Source organism: Neobacillus ginsengisoli (assembly GCF_030813055.1).
In genome coordinates, this window is record NZ_JAUSTW010000002.1 from 502,517 (window position 1) to 519,756 (window position 17,240).

19 protein-coding genes are annotated in these 17,240 nt (G+C 35.8%); 14 read left to right on the plus strand and 5 right to left on the minus strand.

Annotated features, from left to right (window positions below; translation table 11 throughout):
• Nucleotides 1-2 precede the first annotated feature (2 nt).
• Nucleotides 3-203 carry a YlaI family protein gene (locus J2S10_RS07960; protein ID WP_307406216.1) on the minus strand — a complete coding sequence of 67 codons (201 nt, stop codon included), beginning with the start codon at nucleotides 201-203 and terminating at the stop codon, nucleotides 3-5.
• Between the two features lie 170 nt (nucleotides 204-373).
• On the opposite strand from J2S10_RS07960, the gene J2S10_RS07965 reads away from it, so the two are divergent.
• Nucleotides 374-829, plus strand: coding sequence for a pyridoxamine 5'-phosphate oxidase family protein (locus J2S10_RS07965; RefSeq protein WP_307406218.1), 456 nt, complete (start codon nucleotides 374-376; stop codon nucleotides 827-829).
• 15 nt (nucleotides 830-844) lie between these two features.
• On the opposite strand, the gene J2S10_RS07970 is transcribed toward J2S10_RS07965, so the two are convergent.
• On the minus strand, nucleotides 845-1,429 hold the full coding sequence (locus tag J2S10_RS07970) for a YhcN/YlaJ family sporulation lipoprotein (RefSeq protein ID WP_307406220.1): 585 nt from the start codon (nucleotides 1,427-1,429) through the stop codon (nucleotides 845-847).
• Nucleotides 1,430-1,646: 217 nt separating this feature from the next.
• Here J2S10_RS07970 and J2S10_RS07975 point away from each other — a divergent pair, with 217 nt between their 5' ends.
• The gene (locus J2S10_RS07975) at nucleotides 1,647-2,975 is read left to right on the plus strand and encodes a PhoH family protein (RefSeq protein ID WP_307406223.1); all 1,329 of its coding nucleotides are present in this window, start codon (nucleotides 1,647-1,649) and stop codon (nucleotides 2,973-2,975) included.
• A 42-nt stretch (nucleotides 2,976-3,017) separates the two neighbouring features.
• Here J2S10_RS07975 and J2S10_RS07980 read toward each other — a convergent pair whose 3' ends face one another.
• Complete coding sequence (locus tag J2S10_RS07980) at nucleotides 3,018-3,515, minus strand: peptidyl-prolyl cis-trans isomerase (protein ID WP_307406225.1); 498 nt, start codon at nucleotides 3,513-3,515, stop codon at nucleotides 3,018-3,020.
• Nucleotides 3,516-3,660: 145 nt separating this feature from the next.
• On the opposite strand from J2S10_RS07980, the gene J2S10_RS07985 reads away from it, so the two are divergent.
• Together J2S10_RS07985 and J2S10_RS07990 are read left to right on the plus strand one after the other, a co-directional pair.
• Nucleotides 3,661-3,942 carry a YlaN family protein gene (locus tag J2S10_RS07985; protein WP_307406227.1) on the plus strand — a complete coding sequence of 94 codons (282 nt, stop codon included), beginning with the start codon at nucleotides 3,661-3,663 and terminating at the stop codon, nucleotides 3,940-3,942.
• A gap of 196 nt (nucleotides 3,943-4,138) precedes the next feature.
• On the plus strand, nucleotides 4,139-5,338 hold the full coding sequence (locus J2S10_RS07990) for an FtsW/RodA/SpoVE family cell cycle protein (RefSeq protein ID WP_307406229.1): 1,200 nt from the start codon (nucleotides 4,139-4,141) through the stop codon (nucleotides 5,336-5,338).
• Between the two features lie 36 nt (nucleotides 5,339-5,374).
• On the opposite strand, the gene J2S10_RS07995 is transcribed toward J2S10_RS07990, so the two are convergent.
• Nucleotides 5,375-6,295 (minus strand): COX15/CtaA family protein, encoded by a 921-nt coding sequence (locus tag J2S10_RS07995; protein WP_307406231.1) that lies wholly within the window; start codon nucleotides 6,293-6,295, stop codon nucleotides 5,375-5,377.
• Nucleotides 6,296-6,985: 690 nt separating this feature from the next.
• Between J2S10_RS07995 and cyoE the strand changes: the two genes are divergently transcribed.
• From cyoE to J2S10_RS08035, 8 genes are all read left to right on the plus strand, one after another.
• Nucleotides 6,986-7,924 carry a heme o synthase gene (gene cyoE / locus J2S10_RS08000; RefSeq protein WP_307406233.1) on the plus strand — a complete coding sequence of 313 codons (939 nt, stop codon included), beginning with the start codon at nucleotides 6,986-6,988 and terminating at the stop codon, nucleotides 7,922-7,924.
• A gap of 183 nt (nucleotides 7,925-8,107) precedes the next feature.
• On the plus strand, nucleotides 8,108-9,163 hold the full coding sequence (gene coxB / locus J2S10_RS08005) for a cytochrome c oxidase subunit II (RefSeq protein ID WP_307406235.1): 1,056 nt from the start codon (nucleotides 8,108-8,110) through the stop codon (nucleotides 9,161-9,163).
• 34 nt (nucleotides 9,164-9,197) lie between these two features.
• Nucleotides 9,198-11,069 carry a cytochrome c oxidase subunit I gene (gene ctaD, locus J2S10_RS08010; RefSeq protein WP_307406237.1) on the plus strand — a complete coding sequence of 624 codons (1,872 nt, stop codon included), beginning with the start codon at nucleotides 9,198-9,200 and terminating at the stop codon, nucleotides 11,067-11,069.
• Nucleotides 11,069-11,698: a cytochrome (ubi)quinol oxidase subunit III gene (locus J2S10_RS08015; RefSeq protein WP_307406240.1), complete on the plus strand. Its 630-nt coding sequence runs from the start codon at nucleotides 11,069-11,071 to the stop codon at nucleotides 11,696-11,698. The genes ctaD and J2S10_RS08015 overlap by 1 nt, the downstream gene beginning before the upstream one ends.
• 4 nt (nucleotides 11,699-11,702) lie before the next feature.
• On the plus strand, nucleotides 11,703-12,038 hold the full coding sequence (gene ctaF, locus J2S10_RS08020) for a cytochrome c oxidase subunit IVB (RefSeq protein WP_307406242.1): 336 nt from the start codon (nucleotides 11,703-11,705) through the stop codon (nucleotides 12,036-12,038).
• Between the two features lie 186 nt (nucleotides 12,039-12,224).
• Nucleotides 12,225-13,142 carry a cytochrome c oxidase assembly factor CtaG gene (ctaG, locus tag J2S10_RS08025; protein WP_307406245.1) on the plus strand — a complete coding sequence of 306 codons (918 nt, stop codon included), beginning with the start codon at nucleotides 12,225-12,227 and terminating at the stop codon, nucleotides 13,140-13,142.
• Nucleotides 13,143-13,224: 82 nt separating this feature from the next.
• Entirely contained in the window at nucleotides 13,225-13,689 is a 465-nt protein-coding gene (locus tag J2S10_RS08030; protein WP_307406247.1) for a DUF420 domain-containing protein, read from the plus strand.
• A 97-nt stretch (nucleotides 13,690-13,786) separates the two neighbouring features.
• Nucleotides 13,787-14,962 (plus strand): GNAT family N-acetyltransferase, encoded by a 1,176-nt coding sequence (locus J2S10_RS08035; RefSeq protein ID WP_307406249.1) that lies wholly within the window; start codon nucleotides 13,787-13,789, stop codon nucleotides 14,960-14,962.
• Nucleotides 14,963-15,006: 44 nt separating this feature from the next.
• Here J2S10_RS08035 and J2S10_RS08040 read toward each other — a convergent pair whose 3' ends face one another.
• A complete protein-coding gene (locus J2S10_RS08040; protein WP_307406252.1) occupies nucleotides 15,007-15,366 on the minus strand; it encodes a YugN family protein in 360 nt (119 codons plus the stop codon).
• Nucleotides 15,367-15,553: 187 nt separating this feature from the next.
• On the opposite strand from J2S10_RS08040, the gene J2S10_RS08045 reads away from it, so the two are divergent.
• Nucleotides 15,554-15,988 (plus strand): CBS domain-containing protein, encoded by a 435-nt coding sequence (locus J2S10_RS08045; RefSeq protein WP_307406254.1) that lies wholly within the window; start codon nucleotides 15,554-15,556, stop codon nucleotides 15,986-15,988.
• Nucleotides 15,989-16,183: 195 nt separating this feature from the next.
• Entirely contained in the window at nucleotides 16,184-17,233 is a 1,050-nt protein-coding gene (locus J2S10_RS08050; RefSeq protein ID WP_307406255.1) for a CAP domain-containing protein, read from the plus strand.
• Nucleotides 17,234-17,240: the final 7 nt, after the last annotated feature.

Consider the following 17,240-nt stretch of genomic DNA (forward strand, 5'->3'; position numbering starts at 1 on the left):
TATTACCAATCATCCTTCTCAGACCGTGCACGGTAAAATCGAAAATTACCTGAATCGATACGTGCTTTTGTTTTTTCAGAAATTCTTAAGCTGCAGTCATTACACATATATGTATGGATAGGACGATTCCTGAGGCGCTTGGCTTCCAAGGATTCGTCTTCAATTCCTTCAATTTTATCGCAGATTACACATTTTACTCTCATTAAGCACCTCATATTAATTCTTTATATCCGAAAGTTATCTATAGTATATCATGGCACATGGACAGTAGGTAAATCAATTGTGTTTAGGTTGATGAAAAAAACCGATAGTAGTAATATGAGAATAACTGTTTTTTAAACAGAGCTTCAAAATAAATTAAGGGGTTGTAAAAATGGTAAATCAGGTTGAACCAAAGCTTATTAAACCGTTATACGATGAACTTCAAAAAGAAAGATTCGTGACTTTAGCAACGGTTGATTATGAAACTGGAGGCCCTAATGTTAGTGCTATTTCCTGGGTGTTAGCAAAAGACGACAGTACTATTTATTTTGCTGTTGATAATCGTTCAAGAATTTTAGAAAATATCAAAAAAAATAACCAAGCAGTGCTTAATATAATTGCAAATGAATCTACATATTCAATTCAGGGAGAAGCTCAAATCAAAGAAGAAAGAATTAATGATGTTCCTTTAAAGCTTGCACTGGTTGAAGTAAGCATTCAAGCTGTAAGGGACGTTATGTTTTATGGGTCAAAAATTGTCACCGAACCCCAGTATGATAAAACATATGATAAAGATGCTGCTGCAAAATTGGATAAACAGGTAATGGATGCCATGAAAAAAGCTTAGTTTTCAACTAAGCTTTTATTTTTTATTATTGGATTGTTCCTCCTGCTGCCGTTTTAAATTCTTTTGCTCGTTTGCCGGAAGCTTATTATTTTGTTTGTCGGTAGCATTTTTAGGATTAGGTGTTATTAAATCTCCAGGTATTTCAGGCATCAATCGTCCCGCAACGTCTGCTAATTCCTCCATAATTCCTTGGACCGGTCTGCCCTTTTTTATATCTGCTGATATTTCTTTTAACCTTTGGGCAGTATCCGCATCAGCAACAACGATTGACTTTGCACCGTAGGGGTCCTTTTTTAAGCTTTCAGCAACAGAGTACTTAATGGATCCGACTTGAGAACGTTCCAGCTTAGAGTTTACATCAATTCCAACAATAGCATAAGGCCCAAGCACTACTGCAGTTGCATCCTTCACATTGGGAATACTAGTAGCCAGCATGACTAGCCGTTTAGAAATTTCCTGTCCTGTTTTTCGGTCAACATTTTCGATATAACTGTTTTTTACGTTAACTAAATTTTGATTCTTATTGTTTTGTATATCTTTATTAGTGCTGCATCCGGCTAAAATTAATAATAACGCAGTTGGTATCAATATCTTTTTCATCCGATGTCCACCTCCAAGAGCTTTTTAAATGGTTAACAATAAGAGGCATTTTGCAAAATTTCATTTCTGATTTGAATGGTTTTACTAACATTTATTCTGCGGAACTCCTTCTATCTTTATTCCAATAAACATATATTTTACCAAAGTCCTATCTGGCAAAAGGTTTATTCCAGCCAGAATAAACAAGCCAAACAACAAGTGAAGCGGGGGCGTCGCTTTGAGTAAAATATACGTGTTAGATACAAACGTCTTGTTACAAGACCCGTATTCCATTTTCTCTTTTGAAGAAAATGAAGTAGTCATTCCCGCAGTGGTTCTCGAAGAGGTGGACTCAAAGAAGAGGTACATGGATGAAGTGGGGAGAAATGCGCGACATGTATCAAGATTAATTGATGGACTTAGGTCCTCAGGAAAACTGCATGAAAAAATCCCGCTTGAAAATGGGGGAACCATAAGAATTGAATTAAATCATCGTAGCTTTCATGAATTACAGGAAATTTTTATTGAAAAGACAAATGATAACCGTATACTGGCGGTAGCTAAGAACTTATTCTTAGAAGAACAAACGAAAGAGGATGGTAAGCCTGTTATTCTTGTTAGCAAAGATACACTTGTCAGGGTAAAAGCAGATGCAATTGGCTTACACGCTGAAGATTTTTTGAGTGATCGGGTTGTCGAAGTTGATCATATCTACACAGGATTTCAAGAGGTTTATTTACCTGTTGAACTTTTAGGGAGATTTTATGAAAAGGGGGAGCTTTTTCTCTCGGAAATTGCTAATCACCCATTTTATCCTAATGAATTTTTGATTATGAAGGATGCTCTTGGAAGTTCGGCTTCTGCAATTGGTGCGGTAGATAAAACAAGCAAGAAGGTAAAAAAACTTATATTAAATCAGGAGCATGTTTGGGGAATTCATCCGCGCAATGTTCAGCAAACAATGGCAATCGAGTTATTGCTCCGAAAGGATATTCCACTCGTAACGCTAATAGGGAAAGCAGGAACAGGAAAAACACTTCTTGCATTGGCATCGGGATTAATGCAAACGGAAGATTTAAAGGAATATAAAAAGCTGCTCGTTGCAAGACCAATTGTACCGGTGGGAAAAGACCTTGGTTTTTTGCCGGGGGAAAAGCAGGAGAAACTTAGACCGTGGATGCAGCCTATTTATGATAATCTAGAATACCTTTTTAATACCAAAAAGCCTGGCGAGCTTGATGCCATTTTAGCAGGAATGGGTTCTATTGAGGTTGAAGCATTGACCTATATTCGCGGCAGAAGTCTTCCAAAGCAATTCATAATCATCGATGAAGCACAAAACCTAACCAAACATGAAGTCAAGACGATATTAACTCGTGTTGGAGAAGGCAGCAAAATTGTACTAATGGGAGATCCTGAACAGATCGATCATCCATATTTAGATGCATACAATAATGGACTAACCTATGTGGTCGAAAGATTTAAGGATCAAGAAATTTCCGGCCATGTGAAACTATTAAAAGGCGAAAGATCAGGATTGGCTAGATTGGCAGCTGATTTATTATAAAAATCAAAGGTAAAAAAGCGGGTGTCAATTGGACACCCGTATTTATTTAACAATAAATTGTTTAACGTTTTTAATCGGCTTCTGTCGGTTCGATCCATCTCTAAAATAAATATACACAGGTCCATCAACAGTTATAGGCTTTCCGTTATTTGAAAAACCAAGTATTAGGTCGTTGGCCTTGTCAATTGGTAATTCTACATCGCCATCTGAACTTTTAATTATTAAAGAAGATGCATCATGAAAGGGCTCTGCATTAGTTAAAAAAGGTTTTATAGGAATACCGAAGGTTCCTGTTAAAACCTTTTCTTTTTCAAATTTCTTTTCGGTTTTTAAGGTAGGGGGGTATACTGCACCCTCGACAATTTCACGATCCCAATGTTTAGAAACCGCTTTCGTATACTCTTCTAATTCATTAGCATTTTCTTGTTTAGAAGTAAAATAAGTCTTCAAATCAACCCTGCGGTCATCAAAAATCCAAACTCCGGGATCTAGTGTAATCGTATATTTAACACGACCGGAAATTATAATGATATTTTCCATTTCCATTCCTCCACTTCCTAACAATAAATAAGTATAGCGTGTTTTTGAGATAAAGTCATTATCTCATTGTTCTTGCAATTTTCAGCTCTAAAAGGTAAAATTTATAGATAAGTTGAGTAATCGCTCTGAAATGGGGGGATCAATGTTGGCGTCTGAAATAATCGTGGATCATCAGGAAAAAGCATATGCCATCTTACAGGCTGACGCTGAAAAAATTTTAAAGCTTATAAAAGTGCAAATGGACAATCTCACGATGCCTCAATGCCCTCTTTATGAAGAGGTGTTAGATACACAAATGTTTGGATTATCAAGAGAGATAGATTTTGCGGTTAGACTGGGCTTAATTGATGTTAAGGATGGAAAAGCAATTTTAGATAAATTAGAAAGAGAATTATCTGTACTGCATGATGCATCCATAAGAAAATAGGAGCATAAAAACTCAAACAATGTCCTTATATTGTTTGAGTTTTTTTAATAGTAATAAAGAAATTGCCATTTCATATTCTTCTTTTTAATATCCTTTAAAAATGTTTAACTCAGTAGCTTTTCCTCAAGTATTAACGTGGATTTTCTATTATAATAGTAGTTATAAATATCAATCTTGAAAAGATGGGGAAGAATTAATGGTTAAAAAAATTCTAAAGTCCTATGATTATTCATTAATCCTCGCGATTTTCCTTTTGTCAGCGTTTGGTTTAATTATGGTCTATAGTGCAAGCATGGCTTATGCAGTACAAAGATATGGCGTTGCCAGTGATTATTTTTACCAAAAACAAAAATTATTTATGTTAGGATCTGCAGCTGTTTTTATTTTTACTGCAGCATTTCCTTATAAGGCTTTGAAAAGCACAAAATTTTTATTGCCTATGGTAATGATTTCACTTGTAGGGCTCTTCGGACTTTTTGTTTTTGGACATGTTGCCGGTAATGCGCAAAGCTGGTTTAAAATAGGTCCATTAAGCATACAGCCTTCAGAATTTGTAAAGCTTTGTGTAATAATCTATTTGGCTGCCGTTTATGCTAAAAAACAGCAATATATTAATAAGTTTAATCAGGGAGTTCTTCCGCCATTGGCTTATCTTATCCTTGCTTGCGGATTTATTGCCATTCAGCCTGACTTCGGTACAGCATTAATTATTGCTTTAATTGCGATAACAATTATTTTTTCCTCCGGCATGAATTTAAAAAATATCATGAAACTAATGTTAATGGTTTTAATTCTTATAACACCTGTTATCCTTGTTTTATGGAACAAAATTTTTTCCGTAAAGCGTCTCGACCGTTTTACTGTTTTAAGTGACCCGTTTGCAACTGCACAAAATGCCGGATTTCACTTAGCAAATTCGTATATCGCCATCGGCTCTGGAGGAATAAACGGATTAGGTCTAGGTAGAAGTATTCAGAAGCTTGGTTACCTTCCTGAATCACATACAGATTTCATCATGGCGATTATTGCCGAGGAACTGGGAATTTGGGGAGTCGGAGTTGTCATTCTTTTATTAGGCTATATTGTTTTAAGAGGCATTTACATTGCTCTTCAATGTAAGGACCCATTTGGAAGCTTACTTGCGATTGGAATATCAAGTATGGTAGGCATTCAGTCATTTATTAATTTGGCAGGTGTTTCAGGGGTTATTCCACTTACCGGGGTTCCGCTGCCATTTGTAAGTTACGGAGGTTCTTCGCTATTACAGTTAGCACTTGCTACAGGTATCCTAGTTAACATATCAATGTTCGTAAAATACGAAAAGAAATATAAAAATAAACAGGACCAGAAACTAATTAAAGAGCATCAAAAAGATGGGAAGGTTTTCTCTATATAAATAAAAAAGTTGCCGCGTATACGGCAACTTTTTTATTTATATTTCTTTATACTTATTATTTTTCCTTGATCTGGAATATAGAAGGAGAAAATAGCTTAATACTCCAAATAAACAAGTAATAAAGAAGGCATGTAATAAAGCAATGTACAGATTAAGGCGGCTAAAAATAATTGATGCACCGGCAATTACTTGCAAGGAAACGAGGCTGAATGAGATAATCCAACCCCAGTAAAGGACTTTTTGGTCTTTATAATAACGAATTGTTAAATAGGTTATATATGCAATCCAGATGAATATGATTCCTGCAGCGGTCCGATGTCCCATTTGGACCCACTCATACAGATTGTGCGGTAAAGTTGGTGCGTCGTTCAAACATAAAGGCCAATCCCTGCATACAAGACTTGCTTTCGTATGCCGTACCAGTGCACCTGAATAGATGACGACATAGCTGTAAATTGAGACAGCAACAATATGAAACCCCATTCGTTTATCGATGTAAAGCTTTTCCGCATCAAATTTCTTATCGATTTCAAAAATTAATAAGGTAAGTAATAATACGGCAGAAAAAGAAATGAGTGAAATTCCAAAATGCAGTGCAAGAACGAAGCTAGATTGTCCCCATTTTACAGCTGCTGCTCCGATTAATCCTTGAAGCAGTAAAAAGAAAAATGAGAGAAAAGAGAGAAATTTTGTTTCTCGTATATGCCCAATCGCCTTCCAGGTCCAAACAGATAAAATAAGAACCATCATTCCAACAGCACCGGAAACGAGTCTATGAGCCAGCTCAACAATTAATTGAGAGGTAATATGCGTTGGCAAAAATTGACCGTGGCATAAAGGCCAGGTTCTTCCGCACCCCATACCCGATCCAGTTTTGGTTACAAGTGCTCCGCCAATTAGAACAAAAATCATTCCGATTGTAGTTGCGACCGCTAACCACTTTAAAGAACGTCGCAAAAAATTCACCTTCTTAATAAAAGTTCAATTATTTGTCATTGGATAATCTTGACATTATAATAGTTGAAAAAAGCATGGAAAAGCAATTTTCAATGTTTAGCTTTAACTCCTGAATAAGGTGCAGCCGCTTTTCTAAGCATAACGAATTACAGCCTAAAAAGACACAATATCACACAAAATTTAGGATAACTTTTTGAAATTCTGTTGTCTACTGAATAATTTTTTATTTCCACTATTATTATAGTGAAAACTATTAATTCATTAAATATGGTCTGTTAGAAATAATATGCAGCGATTTTTTTGTTTCTTTGATAAACGATTGCCACTTACTATAGGGCTTTATTCAACATGGTTTTTAAGAGTCTACAAAATTTTTTTAAGTACATTAAAAAGAAAAATTAGGAAAATGTAAGATAATAATCTTAAATTCAGTTCGGTCATAAATTATTCAATAATTATTCGAAAAAAATTCACAAAAATGTTCGAAAGTGTGATTTAATATACAGAGAAAGTGTTTCAGAAATCACGTCTAAATGTAGCGATTTAAGCTTATAAAGATGATGAATGTAAGCTTAAATATTGAAACGCAAGGATTATTTTTGGTTCAATATTAATTGTGGCGGGATTGAATTAAGTGTCAATATGCCTCGGATTGTCTATATTTGTGATAAATAATTAGGAGGAGAATTTATGTCCAATTCAAAGGGCTATGGTGAGTCGGCAATTGAAAGTGACGCTTCAGGCCTGCAAACTGATATAGTAAAAAACTCGGTATGGAAAGACTTTACAGCTTTAATCAAAATTGGAATTGTAAATTCTAACCTTATAACGACTTTTACAGGCCTGTGGCTGGCTCTTCATTTTACAGGTCAGAGCTTTCTCAATAACCTTGATATTGTATTTTTTACAATCGCAGGATCATCTCTTATTATTGCAGGATCCTGTGCTATCAATAATTATGTAGATCGTGATATTGACCATTTGATGGAGAGGACGAAGGAAAGACCGACGGTTACGGGAAAAATACTACCTTCAAAAGTTCTTATATTAGGTATTAGCCTAATAGGTCTGGGAACACTGTCTTTATTATTTACTACGATAACTGCAACAGTAATAGGACTGCTTGGAGTTTTTAGTTATGTTTTCCTCTATACGTTGTGGTCCAAGCGTCAACTGGTTTCAAACACTGTTATTGGTAGTATTTCCGGAGCTGTACCTCCACTGATTGGCTGGGCAGCAGTTGATGGAAATCTCGATGTAATGGCATGGTCATTGTTTATACTTATGTTCGTTTGGCAGCCCCCTCACTTTTACGCTCTTGCAATGAGAAGAGCTAAAGAATACGAAGCAGCAGGTATACCGATGCTGCCTGTTGTTAAGGGTTTTAAAACAACCAAATTACACATTGTTCTCTGGGTGGCAGCGTTACTGCCAATTCCCTTTTTTCTTTCCAAATTAGGAATCCCATTTCTAATTCTTGCAACCGTTTTAAATCTTGGTTGGCTTGCATTAGGGATTTATGGATATAAAATCAAAGACGATATTAAGTGGGCAAAACTGATGTTTGTTTATTCTTTGCAATATTTAACCATTATTTTTGTGGCTATGGTTATCGTAACAGTAATTTAGTTTTTGTCAGGTATACTTTCTTGTTAAAAGAGAGAGAAAGTTTTTTAAAAGAAGCTTGGCGGCTTATATAGAAAAAGATTTATAGCCGCCTAATTCTCTTTTTGCCGGGAAAGAATATTATACATACTTCTTTGGTCAAACAGCAGTAATGATATTAATAACGAAAGAGGGGTTTGATTAAGTATGAAAAGGCTTTCAAATTGGCGTTTGGTTCCGTTTTTTGCGATCTTAGCGCTTTTTCTCTCCGGTTGCGGTAAACCGTATTTATCTACGTTACAGCCTGCCGGTGAAGTTGCAGACATGCAATATGGTTTAATGAAATTAAGCACTTTGATCATGGTTGGGGTAATTCTTGTTGTAACCATCATCTTTATTTTGGTATTGGTTCGTTTTAGAAGAAAAGACGATAAAATACCTAATCAAGTAGAAGGAAGTCATAAGCTGGAAATCATATGGACAGTAATTCCTATTCTTTTATTACTAATTCTTGCAGTTCCAACTGTGGCTGATACATTTAAACTAGCAGATGTATCACAAATGGATAATAAAAATTCAAAAGCCCTTGTTGTAAACGTTCGTGCCCATTTATACTGGTGGGATTTTGAATATCCGGGTAAGGGCATTGTAACAAGTAATGAGCTAGTTGTTCCTACGAACCAAAAAGTATACTTTAATTTAAAGTCAATGGATGTTAAACATGCATTCTGGATTCCTGCTGTTGGCGGGAAATTGGACGTTGATACAGATAATATAAACAAATTCTGGTTGGAGTTTGATAATACGAAAGCAAATGAAGCAGGAAATCTTTTTTACGGAAAATGTGCTGAGCTTTGCGGACCATCTCATGCGTTAATGGATTTTAAAGTAAAGGCTATTAGCAAAGATAAGTTTGATAGCTGGGTAACAGCGATGAAAAATGTGAAAGCGCCTCAAAAAGCAGATTCGGCCTCAGCTCAACAAGGTCAAGAAATCTTCAATAAAAGCTGTATTGGTTGTCATGCTGTAACACCGGCTAATAAAATGCCTGATACAGCACGAGTTGCTCCGAACTTAACAAATTTTGGGGATCGTTCCCGAGTAGCAGGCATATTGCCACATACAAAAGAGGAAGTTAAAAATTGGATTCGAAATCCTGAAACATATAAACCAGGAAATAAAATGGCTGGTAAATATCCACAAATGTCCGAAGACCAGCTTAATGCTTTAGCAGATTATTTAATGGGATTAAAGGTTCAGTAATAATAGGGGATTTGGTTGAAAGGGAGGTAAAATTGTGAGTACCTACGCTCAAAAAAAGGGGTTTGGAGCGACATTATGGGATTTTCTGACTACAGTCGACCATAAAAAAATCGCGATCCTATATCTTATTGCAGGTGGATTTTTCTTCTTAGTTGGCGGATTGGAAGCCATTTTTATCCGCATCCAGCTTGCAGTACCTAATAATGATTTTGTCAGTGCCGGATTATATAATGAAATATTAACAATGCATGGAACAACGATGATTTTCCTTGCAGCAATGCCGCTTATTTTTGCTTTTATGAATGCTGTTATGCCATTGCAAATAGGGGCGCGTGACGTAGCCTTTCCGTTTGTTAATGCCTTAGGCTTTTGGTTATTCTTCTTTGGAGGAATTTTCTTAAACCTTTCATGGTTTTTAGGCGGGGCACCTGATGCAGGGTGGACCTCTTACGCGTCATTAGCGGTTGCTTCAAAAGGGCATGGTGTTGACTTTTATATTTTAGGATTACAGATTTCCGGTTTTGGTACACTTATTGGAGGTATTAACTTCCTGGTAACGATCATTAATATGAGAGCACCGGGAATGACGTATATGAGGATGCCGTTGTTTTCATGGACAACTTTTGTTACCTCAGCACTTATTTTATTTGCATTCCCTCCATTAACTGTTGGTCTTGTTTTAATGATGTTTGATCGCTTGTTTGGAGCAAAATTCTTTGAAGTATCAATGGGCGGGAATACCATTATCTGGGAACATTTATTCTGGATCTTTGGACACCCTGAAGTTTACATTTTAATACTTCCTGCATTCGGAATTTTTTCAGAAATCTTCCCAATGTTTTCAAGAAAAAGATTATTTGGTTACTCATCCATGGTATTTGCAACCGTTTTAATCGGGTTTTTAGGCTTTATGGTTTGGGCTCACCACATGTTCACAGATGGATTAGGACCTGTTGCTAACGCAATATTTGCAGTTGCAACAATGGCAATCGGTGTACCGACAGGTATTAAAATCTTTAACTGGCTTTTCACAATGTGGGGAGGCAGCGTTAAATTCACAACTCCAATGCATTATGCAGTGGCGTTTATTCCATCATTCGTTGCCGGAGGGGTTACAGGAGTTATGCTTGCATCTGCTGCGGCCGATTATCAATATCATGATACTTATTTCGTTGTAGCTCACTTCCATTATGTTATTGTTGGTGGAGTTGTATTTGGGATCCTTGCAGGAACGCATCTATATTGGCCAAAAATGTTTGGTACAATGTTAAATGAGACAATGGGAAAAATCACCTTCTGGTTATTTTTAATCGGTTTCCACTTAACATTCTTTATTCAACACTTCTTAGGACTTTGGGGTATGCCGCGCCGTGTGTTCACATACCTTCCTGGGCAAGGATTTGAAACAGCGAATATGATTAGTTCGGTTGGGGCTTTCTTTATGGCTGTAGCTGTTATCGTTCTATTGCTTAACATTATTATCACTTCAGTGAAAAATGTAAGAGTTGGAAATGATCCATGGGGAGACGGTAGGACTCTTGAATGGTCCATTCCATCCCCACCTCCATTCTACAACTTTAAGCAACTTCCGCTCGTTCGCGGCTTAGATGCTTATTGGTTAGAAAAGATGGATGGTAAGAAGGGTATGACGCCGGCAGAACCATTAGGTGATATTCATATGCCGAATTCATCATTTTTACCTTTTATGATGGCACTTGGATTATTTATTGCAGCTTTCGGCGCAATGTATCATGTAAATGATAAGGCATGGGCATTGCCTTTATTGATCTTTGGCTTATTAGTTACATTTGGCTCAATGTTCATGCGTTCAGTTAAGGACGATCATGGATTCCATATTCATAAAGAAGATTTAATGGAAGATACTGAAAAGGGGGCTAAGGCATAATGCACGCAGAAGAAAAATTCACTTATGAAACATGGCCTGCTGAGCCTGAAAAATCCACCCTTGAAGCGAAAAATAAATTTTTAGGTTTTTGGTTATTCTTAGGGGGAGAGACAGTTCTTTTCGCGTCTCTCTTCGCAACTTATTTAGCATTAAAAGATAAAGTTCCGAACTCAAGCCAGCATTTGGCTAAGGATTTGTTTGAGTTACCGCTCACATTTGTTGCTACAATGCTCCTATTAACTAGTTCGTTAACGAGCGTGTTTGCAATGTATCACATGAAAAACTTTGCATTTAAAAAAATGATGCTATGGTTGGGGATAACTGTATTATTAGGAGCAGGATTCCTTGGTCTTGAGGTTTTTGAGTTTCACAAATATGTTACCGAGTTTCATCATACATTTACAAGCAGTGCATTTGGATCAGCGTTTTATACACTTGTAGGGTTCCATGGAGGACACGTTGCTTTCGGTCTTCTTTGGTGCTTAACATTAATGATTCGCAACTCCAAAAGGGGATTAAACCTTTACAACGCGCCAAAATTTTATGTGTTTAGTTTATATTGGCATTTTATCGATGTTGTTTGGGTTTTCATCTTCACAGTAGTTTATTTAATGGGAATGGTGGGATAAACTGATGACAAATCAAGAAATAAATTCAGGAAACCCAAGAGTCGACATTGAATATCGCCGTAAAAAAAGTGCCGAAGAAATGAGATACCAAATTGTCTCCTTTTCTTTGATGATTTTCTTAACGTTGATTGCTTTTGCGGCAGTCGGAATAAAAGGATTTACCGCATGGTTTACAGTACCATTCATCATTCTTTTAGCTGTTGTTCAAGTGATTTTTCAGCTTTACTATTTTATGCATATGAGTCACAAAGGACATGAAGCCCCATCTCTGTTTCTTTATTCAGGATTATTAGTGGGATTGATCACAATATTGGCGTTTTCAACTATCATTTGGTGGTAATAAGGGATCAAAATTGCTTGAAATGCACTTCTATAAAAAAGAAAATCGGCTTTTAGCCGATTTTCTTTTTGTAGGTAAATTTAGAACGTATTGGATTTAATTAAAGGGAAAATTTTAATTTGGCTTATCTAAGTTATTAGGGGTATAATAAATCATGATTTTTCAATAACATTGAGGTGATTTTCAGTGCTCAGTTTGGATATATTTGGATTTGAAGCACTTTGGAGCCCGTACTTTTTAGCTGTCTTACTTTTATTAATAGCAGCATACTTTTTGATTACTGTTAAATTTAGAACTCGGTTTCAAGGTAGTGAGCAGTTGACGACAGTGCAAGGTTTGTTATTTACCGTTTCAATTGTACTTTTATATGCAATTAAAGGTTCCCCGCTTGATTTAATGGCACATCTAATGTTCTATGTTCATATGATCCAAATGGCTGTTTTAGTATTAATGATACCCCCATTATTTATATTGGGCATCCCTGTTTGGTTATGGAGAAAGATATTTAAGATTCGATTTCTCGATTCGATGTTCAGGTTTTTTACAAAACCGTTGATTGCCTTAATTTTATTTAATATGTTTTTTTCTTTTTACCATGTACCTATGATTTTTGACCACGTGATGCCAAACCTTTGGTTACATGCCGGTTATTCTATTTTATTGTTTACAGTAGCACTCTTTATGTGGTGGCCATTAATCAATGAAGACCCCAATTATCAAACACTTAATGGGATAAAAAAAGTAGGTTATATTTTTGCAGGCGGGATTTTGCTGACACCGGCATGCGCATTAATTATTTTTGTAGATCATCCTATTTATTTGACTTATTCTGATCCTCATGTCTGGGCTCAAGCGATGAGGTTATGTGTTGGTTCATCGACATTTGCAAAACTAAATATAAGTGGACCGCAATTGTTTAGCTCGATGTCGTTGATTCATGACCAGCAGCTTGGAGGGGTACTAATGAAAGTGATTCAGGAAATCATTTATGGTGTTATGTTGGGCCGAGTATTCTTTGAATGGTACCGGAAAGATCAAGCTGATTCAGAAAAGGAAATGAAACAAATGGTAAATCCATCGATTGTAGAAAAATCTCCCATTTAATTGGGGGATTTTCTTTTTCATTGAAAAAAGTGGCTCACTGCTCTAAAATTATTGTAGAATAAAGGAAAAGAGAGGACTTTTTATGCATACCTTACCAATATTACCGACGATCAGTACTTCGTTTATCGTACTAAGTGCCGTTACAATCGCAATCGGCTGGTGGCAAATAAAGCAAAGAAAAATAGAATTACACAAAAAGACGATGCTTACGGCTGGAATTTTTGCATTAATTTTCTTTATCATCTATGCATCAAGAACCATTTTTATTGGGAATACATCCTTCGGTGGTCCAAGCAATATTAAGATTTACTATACTTTGTTTTTAGTTTTTCATATTATTTTAGCCACATCGGGTGCTGTTTTTGGTTTTACCTCGATTCTTACAGGTTATAAAAGCAAGCTGCCAATTCATCGAAAGCTTGGCCCGATAACAAGTATCATTTGGTTTTTTACGGCCATTACAGGGGTGCTGGTTTACCTTTTACTTTACGTTTTTTACAAGGGTGGAGAAACCACTTCGATGATCAAAGCCATTCTGGGTTTTTAATCTAAAAAAGTGCCTTTAAAACGGCACTTTTTTTATTTTAAGTAGGTTTTTACAAAGATCATATAGAATTATTTTATTATAAAGGGGTGAGAATGGAATGGAAGTCAAAATCCTAACAGAACAAGATTATTTAGAGTCGATGAAGCTTTCCATGTATGCTTTTCAATATAAAATTCCTGAAACAGAAATACAATCGAGAAAAGAAACGTTAAAAAATCATAAAATATTGGGAATTTGGGAACAAAGCAAGCTGGCAGCTAAACTGCATATTATCCCATTTCATATTTTTATAAATGGAGCGAAATGGAAAATGGGCGGAATTGCCGGGGTAGCGACATACCCGGAATATAGAAGAAGTGGATATGTGAAAACATTAATCCTTGACTCTTTAAAAAGAATGAAAGAGGACAGACAAATTGTTTCACTTTTACATCCATTTGATATTTCATTTTATCGAAAATTTGGATGGGAGATTTTAAGCGAGCATAAAAAGGCAACGATTGAAAAAATTAATCTTCAATTCCTTCAAGCTCAGCCCGGCTTTATTAAAAGATATTCAAAGGATCATTATCATCCGGATATTGAAAAAGTATACTGTGAATACGCTAAGGGCTATTCAGGTATGCTTGTCCGTGAAGCTAAATGGTGGGCGAATAGTGTATATGAAGATGATAACCAAATTGCTGTTTATTACAATCAATCGCAGGAAGCAGTTGGCTATATTTTATATAATGTTCAAAAAAAGAAAATGGTTGTAAAGGAGATAGCGGCTCTAAACCAAGAAGCAAAGACCGGTCTGTGGAATTTTATCTGTCAGCATGATTCCATGGTGGAAAGTGTGAGCATTAATCTTTCCTATCACGATTCATTTCCTTATTTGCTAAAGAATCCAAATGTTAAAATGGAGATTGAACCATATTTCATGGCAAGGTTAGTGGATGTGGAAGCTTGTTTGATAAAATTCCCATTTTTACAAGAAAATGAGACTATTTTCATTCATTTAGAGGATACCTTTGCGTCATGGAATAATGGCAGTTATTTAATTGGAAATGGAGAAATAAGGGCTTTTAAAGGAAAAACAGGCAGTCAGTGCGTTCATCCGCCTAAAAAGGGAATTCAATTAACCATTAATTCTTTATCTGCGATTCTTTTTGGGTACAAAAGACCAATGGAGCTTTATGAGATGGGTTATTTAAAAGGTTTAGAGTCTGAGGTTGAAAAGCTAGAAAAAATAATTCCAAATAATAAGACTGCATTCTTTGATTTCTTTTAAAAAAGTAGACGCATGAAGGATATTCATGTGTCTACTCTATTACATTAGATCGCGAATTTACTTACTTCAGCACTTACATCATCTAGAATTTTTTTGCATTGATTCACGAGCGAAGTAGGGAATACTTCACCTTCACCATATTCTACGCCATGAGGATAGTAATGTTTGCCTAATAGAGGTGTCATTAATTGAATGGTCGCTTTAAAAGTATCAACATCTCCCTCGATCGCATAGCCTTGTACACGAAGGTAAAAAGTGCCTTCTTTCATCTCAAATTTTCGATCATATGTAACCCTCTCGTAGTCCCATTGACCTGCGCGAATTAAACCGTGTTCATGCATCACTTCATCGATACGGTTTAAATCCGCTTTCATTTTTTCAATGCCCGTATTCTCGAATTTCATAATAAATTCCTCCTAAAAACAATGCCATTACCTCTATCTCTAATTATTCGGTAATATAGCAAGTTTAATTCAATTTAATAATAGTTGAAAATGTTTTAACTTGCAACGTATACATAAATATATCCATTTGGGAAAAGCTAAATTAATGTTAAGAATTATTTTATAAATCAACAAGGGGGTAATAGAAATGGAAAAGATACAAGATATTATGACTACAAATGTTGAAAGCTGCACCTTATTGGATAATGTATTCGAAGTAGCAGTTAAAATGAAAGAATTAAATGTAGGAGCGATTCCTATCGTTGATCAAGATAAACTTGTAGGAATGATTACAGACCGTGATATCGTAATTAGGTGCGTTGCAGAGAAACACCCTGCTTCATCTAAAGTCGAAGAAATCATGAGCAATAATCTTTTTACTATTTCTCCTGAAGCAACCAGTAGAGAGGCAGCCAAGATGATGGCGGAACATCAAATCCGCCGCCTTCCAGTAGTCGAGGGAGATAAATTAGTCGGCATCGTTTCTCTTGGTGATTTTGCTGTCCATGATTTAACGGATGATCAAGCAAAGCAAGCGTTAACGGAAATATCTGAACAAAATTATAATGGAGTACAGCATTAAAGATTTTAAATTAGATATTATAAAATAAGACAGGTGCCAATGGTACCTGTTTTGCTTTATAAAAATAGTTTTCAATTTATCTGATATTTTGTTTAATGCCTATGAACGAATAAGATATAGATGATATAATTAAATTATCTATACATATAATGATAGAAAAAGTAATAGAGAGGGTGAAAACCTCTGCGAACACTAATGCGAATTCTTATACTTTCTGCAGTTTTCTTGATCATTGGATTCTATTCCAGTTTAAATGATAACAATAATAATGAAGTTTTGATTAAGGATCACCAGAAATCAGAAATAAAACAATCTTTGTCACAGATTCCGGAAAACAAGGCTAATAAACCTTCTACGGAAAATCCAACTGAAGGAATGGCATTATTAATTGGTCACAATTTAATTGACTTAGAAAAAGAATTGGGTAAGCCGCAAAGAATAGATGAGTCAATGTACGGTTATCAATGGTATATATATAATCTCGATCCGACTCGTTATGTACAGGTTGGAGTTGAAAATAATCGGGTTGTAACGGTATTTGCAATGGGTGATAATTTGGATATTGCTCCATTTGAAATCGGACAGCCGGTAGAAGAAATTTTTAATACTCAGTATATTGATGCAAATATTAATATTGATTTAAATGGTAATTCATATCGATTTGAACTAAATGATACGGATTTGAATATTCGGCCGATTGTTCAATTAGGTAATGTATATGTACAGCTATATATTGATAAATTTACTGGGAATCTTTCCAGTGTTCGTTTCATGGATGCTGAAACACTTATTAAGCAGCGTCCTTATGAATTAACTTATCATGGTCAATTAATTGAACCGCCAATCCTATCTGAAGCGATGTCGAAATCAGTTGAAGTTGGAACAGAGCTTGAAATTTTCGATTTAACAAATGTATTGCGGACAAGAAATGATCTAGAACCGTTAAAATGGGATGAAAACACAGCTAAGGTAGCATTTGGACATAGTAAGGATATGGCAGAAAACGATGATTTCTCCCATACCTCGAAGAAATTCGGAAGTCTTTCAGACCGCTTAAAGTCGGCAAAAGTGGTTTACCAAACCGCAGGTGAAAATATTGCCGCTAATTATACTGATGGACCGGCAGTAGTAGAAGGATGGTTAAACAGTAAAGGGCACCGTGATTCACTTTTAAATAAAGATTTTTCCCATCTTGGTGTCGGGGTATATCAAAAGTATTACACCCAGGATTTTATTCGAAAATAGGAAAAAA

Coding starts and splice junctions, on each gene's coding strand:
- J2S10_RS07960 (WP_307406216.1), bottom strand. CDS start 203: ATGAGAGTAAAATGTGTAATCTGCGATAAAATTGAAGGAATTGAAGAC.
- J2S10_RS07965 (WP_307406218.1), top strand. CDS start 374: ATGGTAAATCAGGTTGAACCAAAGCTTATTAAACCGTTATACGATGAA.
- J2S10_RS07970 (WP_307406220.1), bottom strand. CDS start 1,429: ATGAAAAAGATATTGATACCAACTGCGTTATTATTAATTTTAGCCGGA.
- J2S10_RS07980 (WP_307406225.1), bottom strand. CDS start 3,515: ATGGAAAATATCATTATAATTTCCGGTCGTGTTAAATATACGATTACA.
- J2S10_RS07990 (WP_307406229.1), top strand. CDS start 4,139: ATGGTTAAAAAAATTCTAAAGTCCTATGATTATTCATTAATCCTCGCG.
- cyoE (WP_307406233.1), top strand. CDS start 6,986: ATGTCCAATTCAAAGGGCTATGGTGAGTCGGCAATTGAAAGTGACGCT.
- coxB (WP_307406235.1), top strand. CDS start 8,108: ATGAAAAGGCTTTCAAATTGGCGTTTGGTTCCGTTTTTTGCGATCTTA.
- J2S10_RS08015 (WP_307406240.1), top strand. CDS start 11,069: ATGCACGCAGAAGAAAAATTCACTTATGAAACATGGCCTGCTGAGCCT.
- ctaF (WP_307406242.1), top strand. CDS start 11,703: ATGACAAATCAAGAAATAAATTCAGGAAACCCAAGAGTCGACATTGAA.
- J2S10_RS08030 (WP_307406247.1), top strand. CDS start 13,225: ATGCATACCTTACCAATATTACCGACGATCAGTACTTCGTTTATCGTA.
- J2S10_RS08035 (WP_307406249.1), top strand. CDS start 13,787: ATGGAAGTCAAAATCCTAACAGAACAAGATTATTTAGAGTCGATGAAG.
- J2S10_RS08040 (WP_307406252.1), bottom strand. CDS start 15,366: ATGAAATTCGAGAATACGGGCATTGAAAAAATGAAAGCGGATTTAAAC.
- J2S10_RS08045 (WP_307406254.1), top strand. CDS start 15,554: ATGGAAAAGATACAAGATATTATGACTACAAATGTTGAAAGCTGCACC.
- J2S10_RS08050 (WP_307406255.1), top strand. CDS start 16,184: ATGCGAATTCTTATACTTTCTGCAGTTTTCTTGATCATTGGATTCTAT.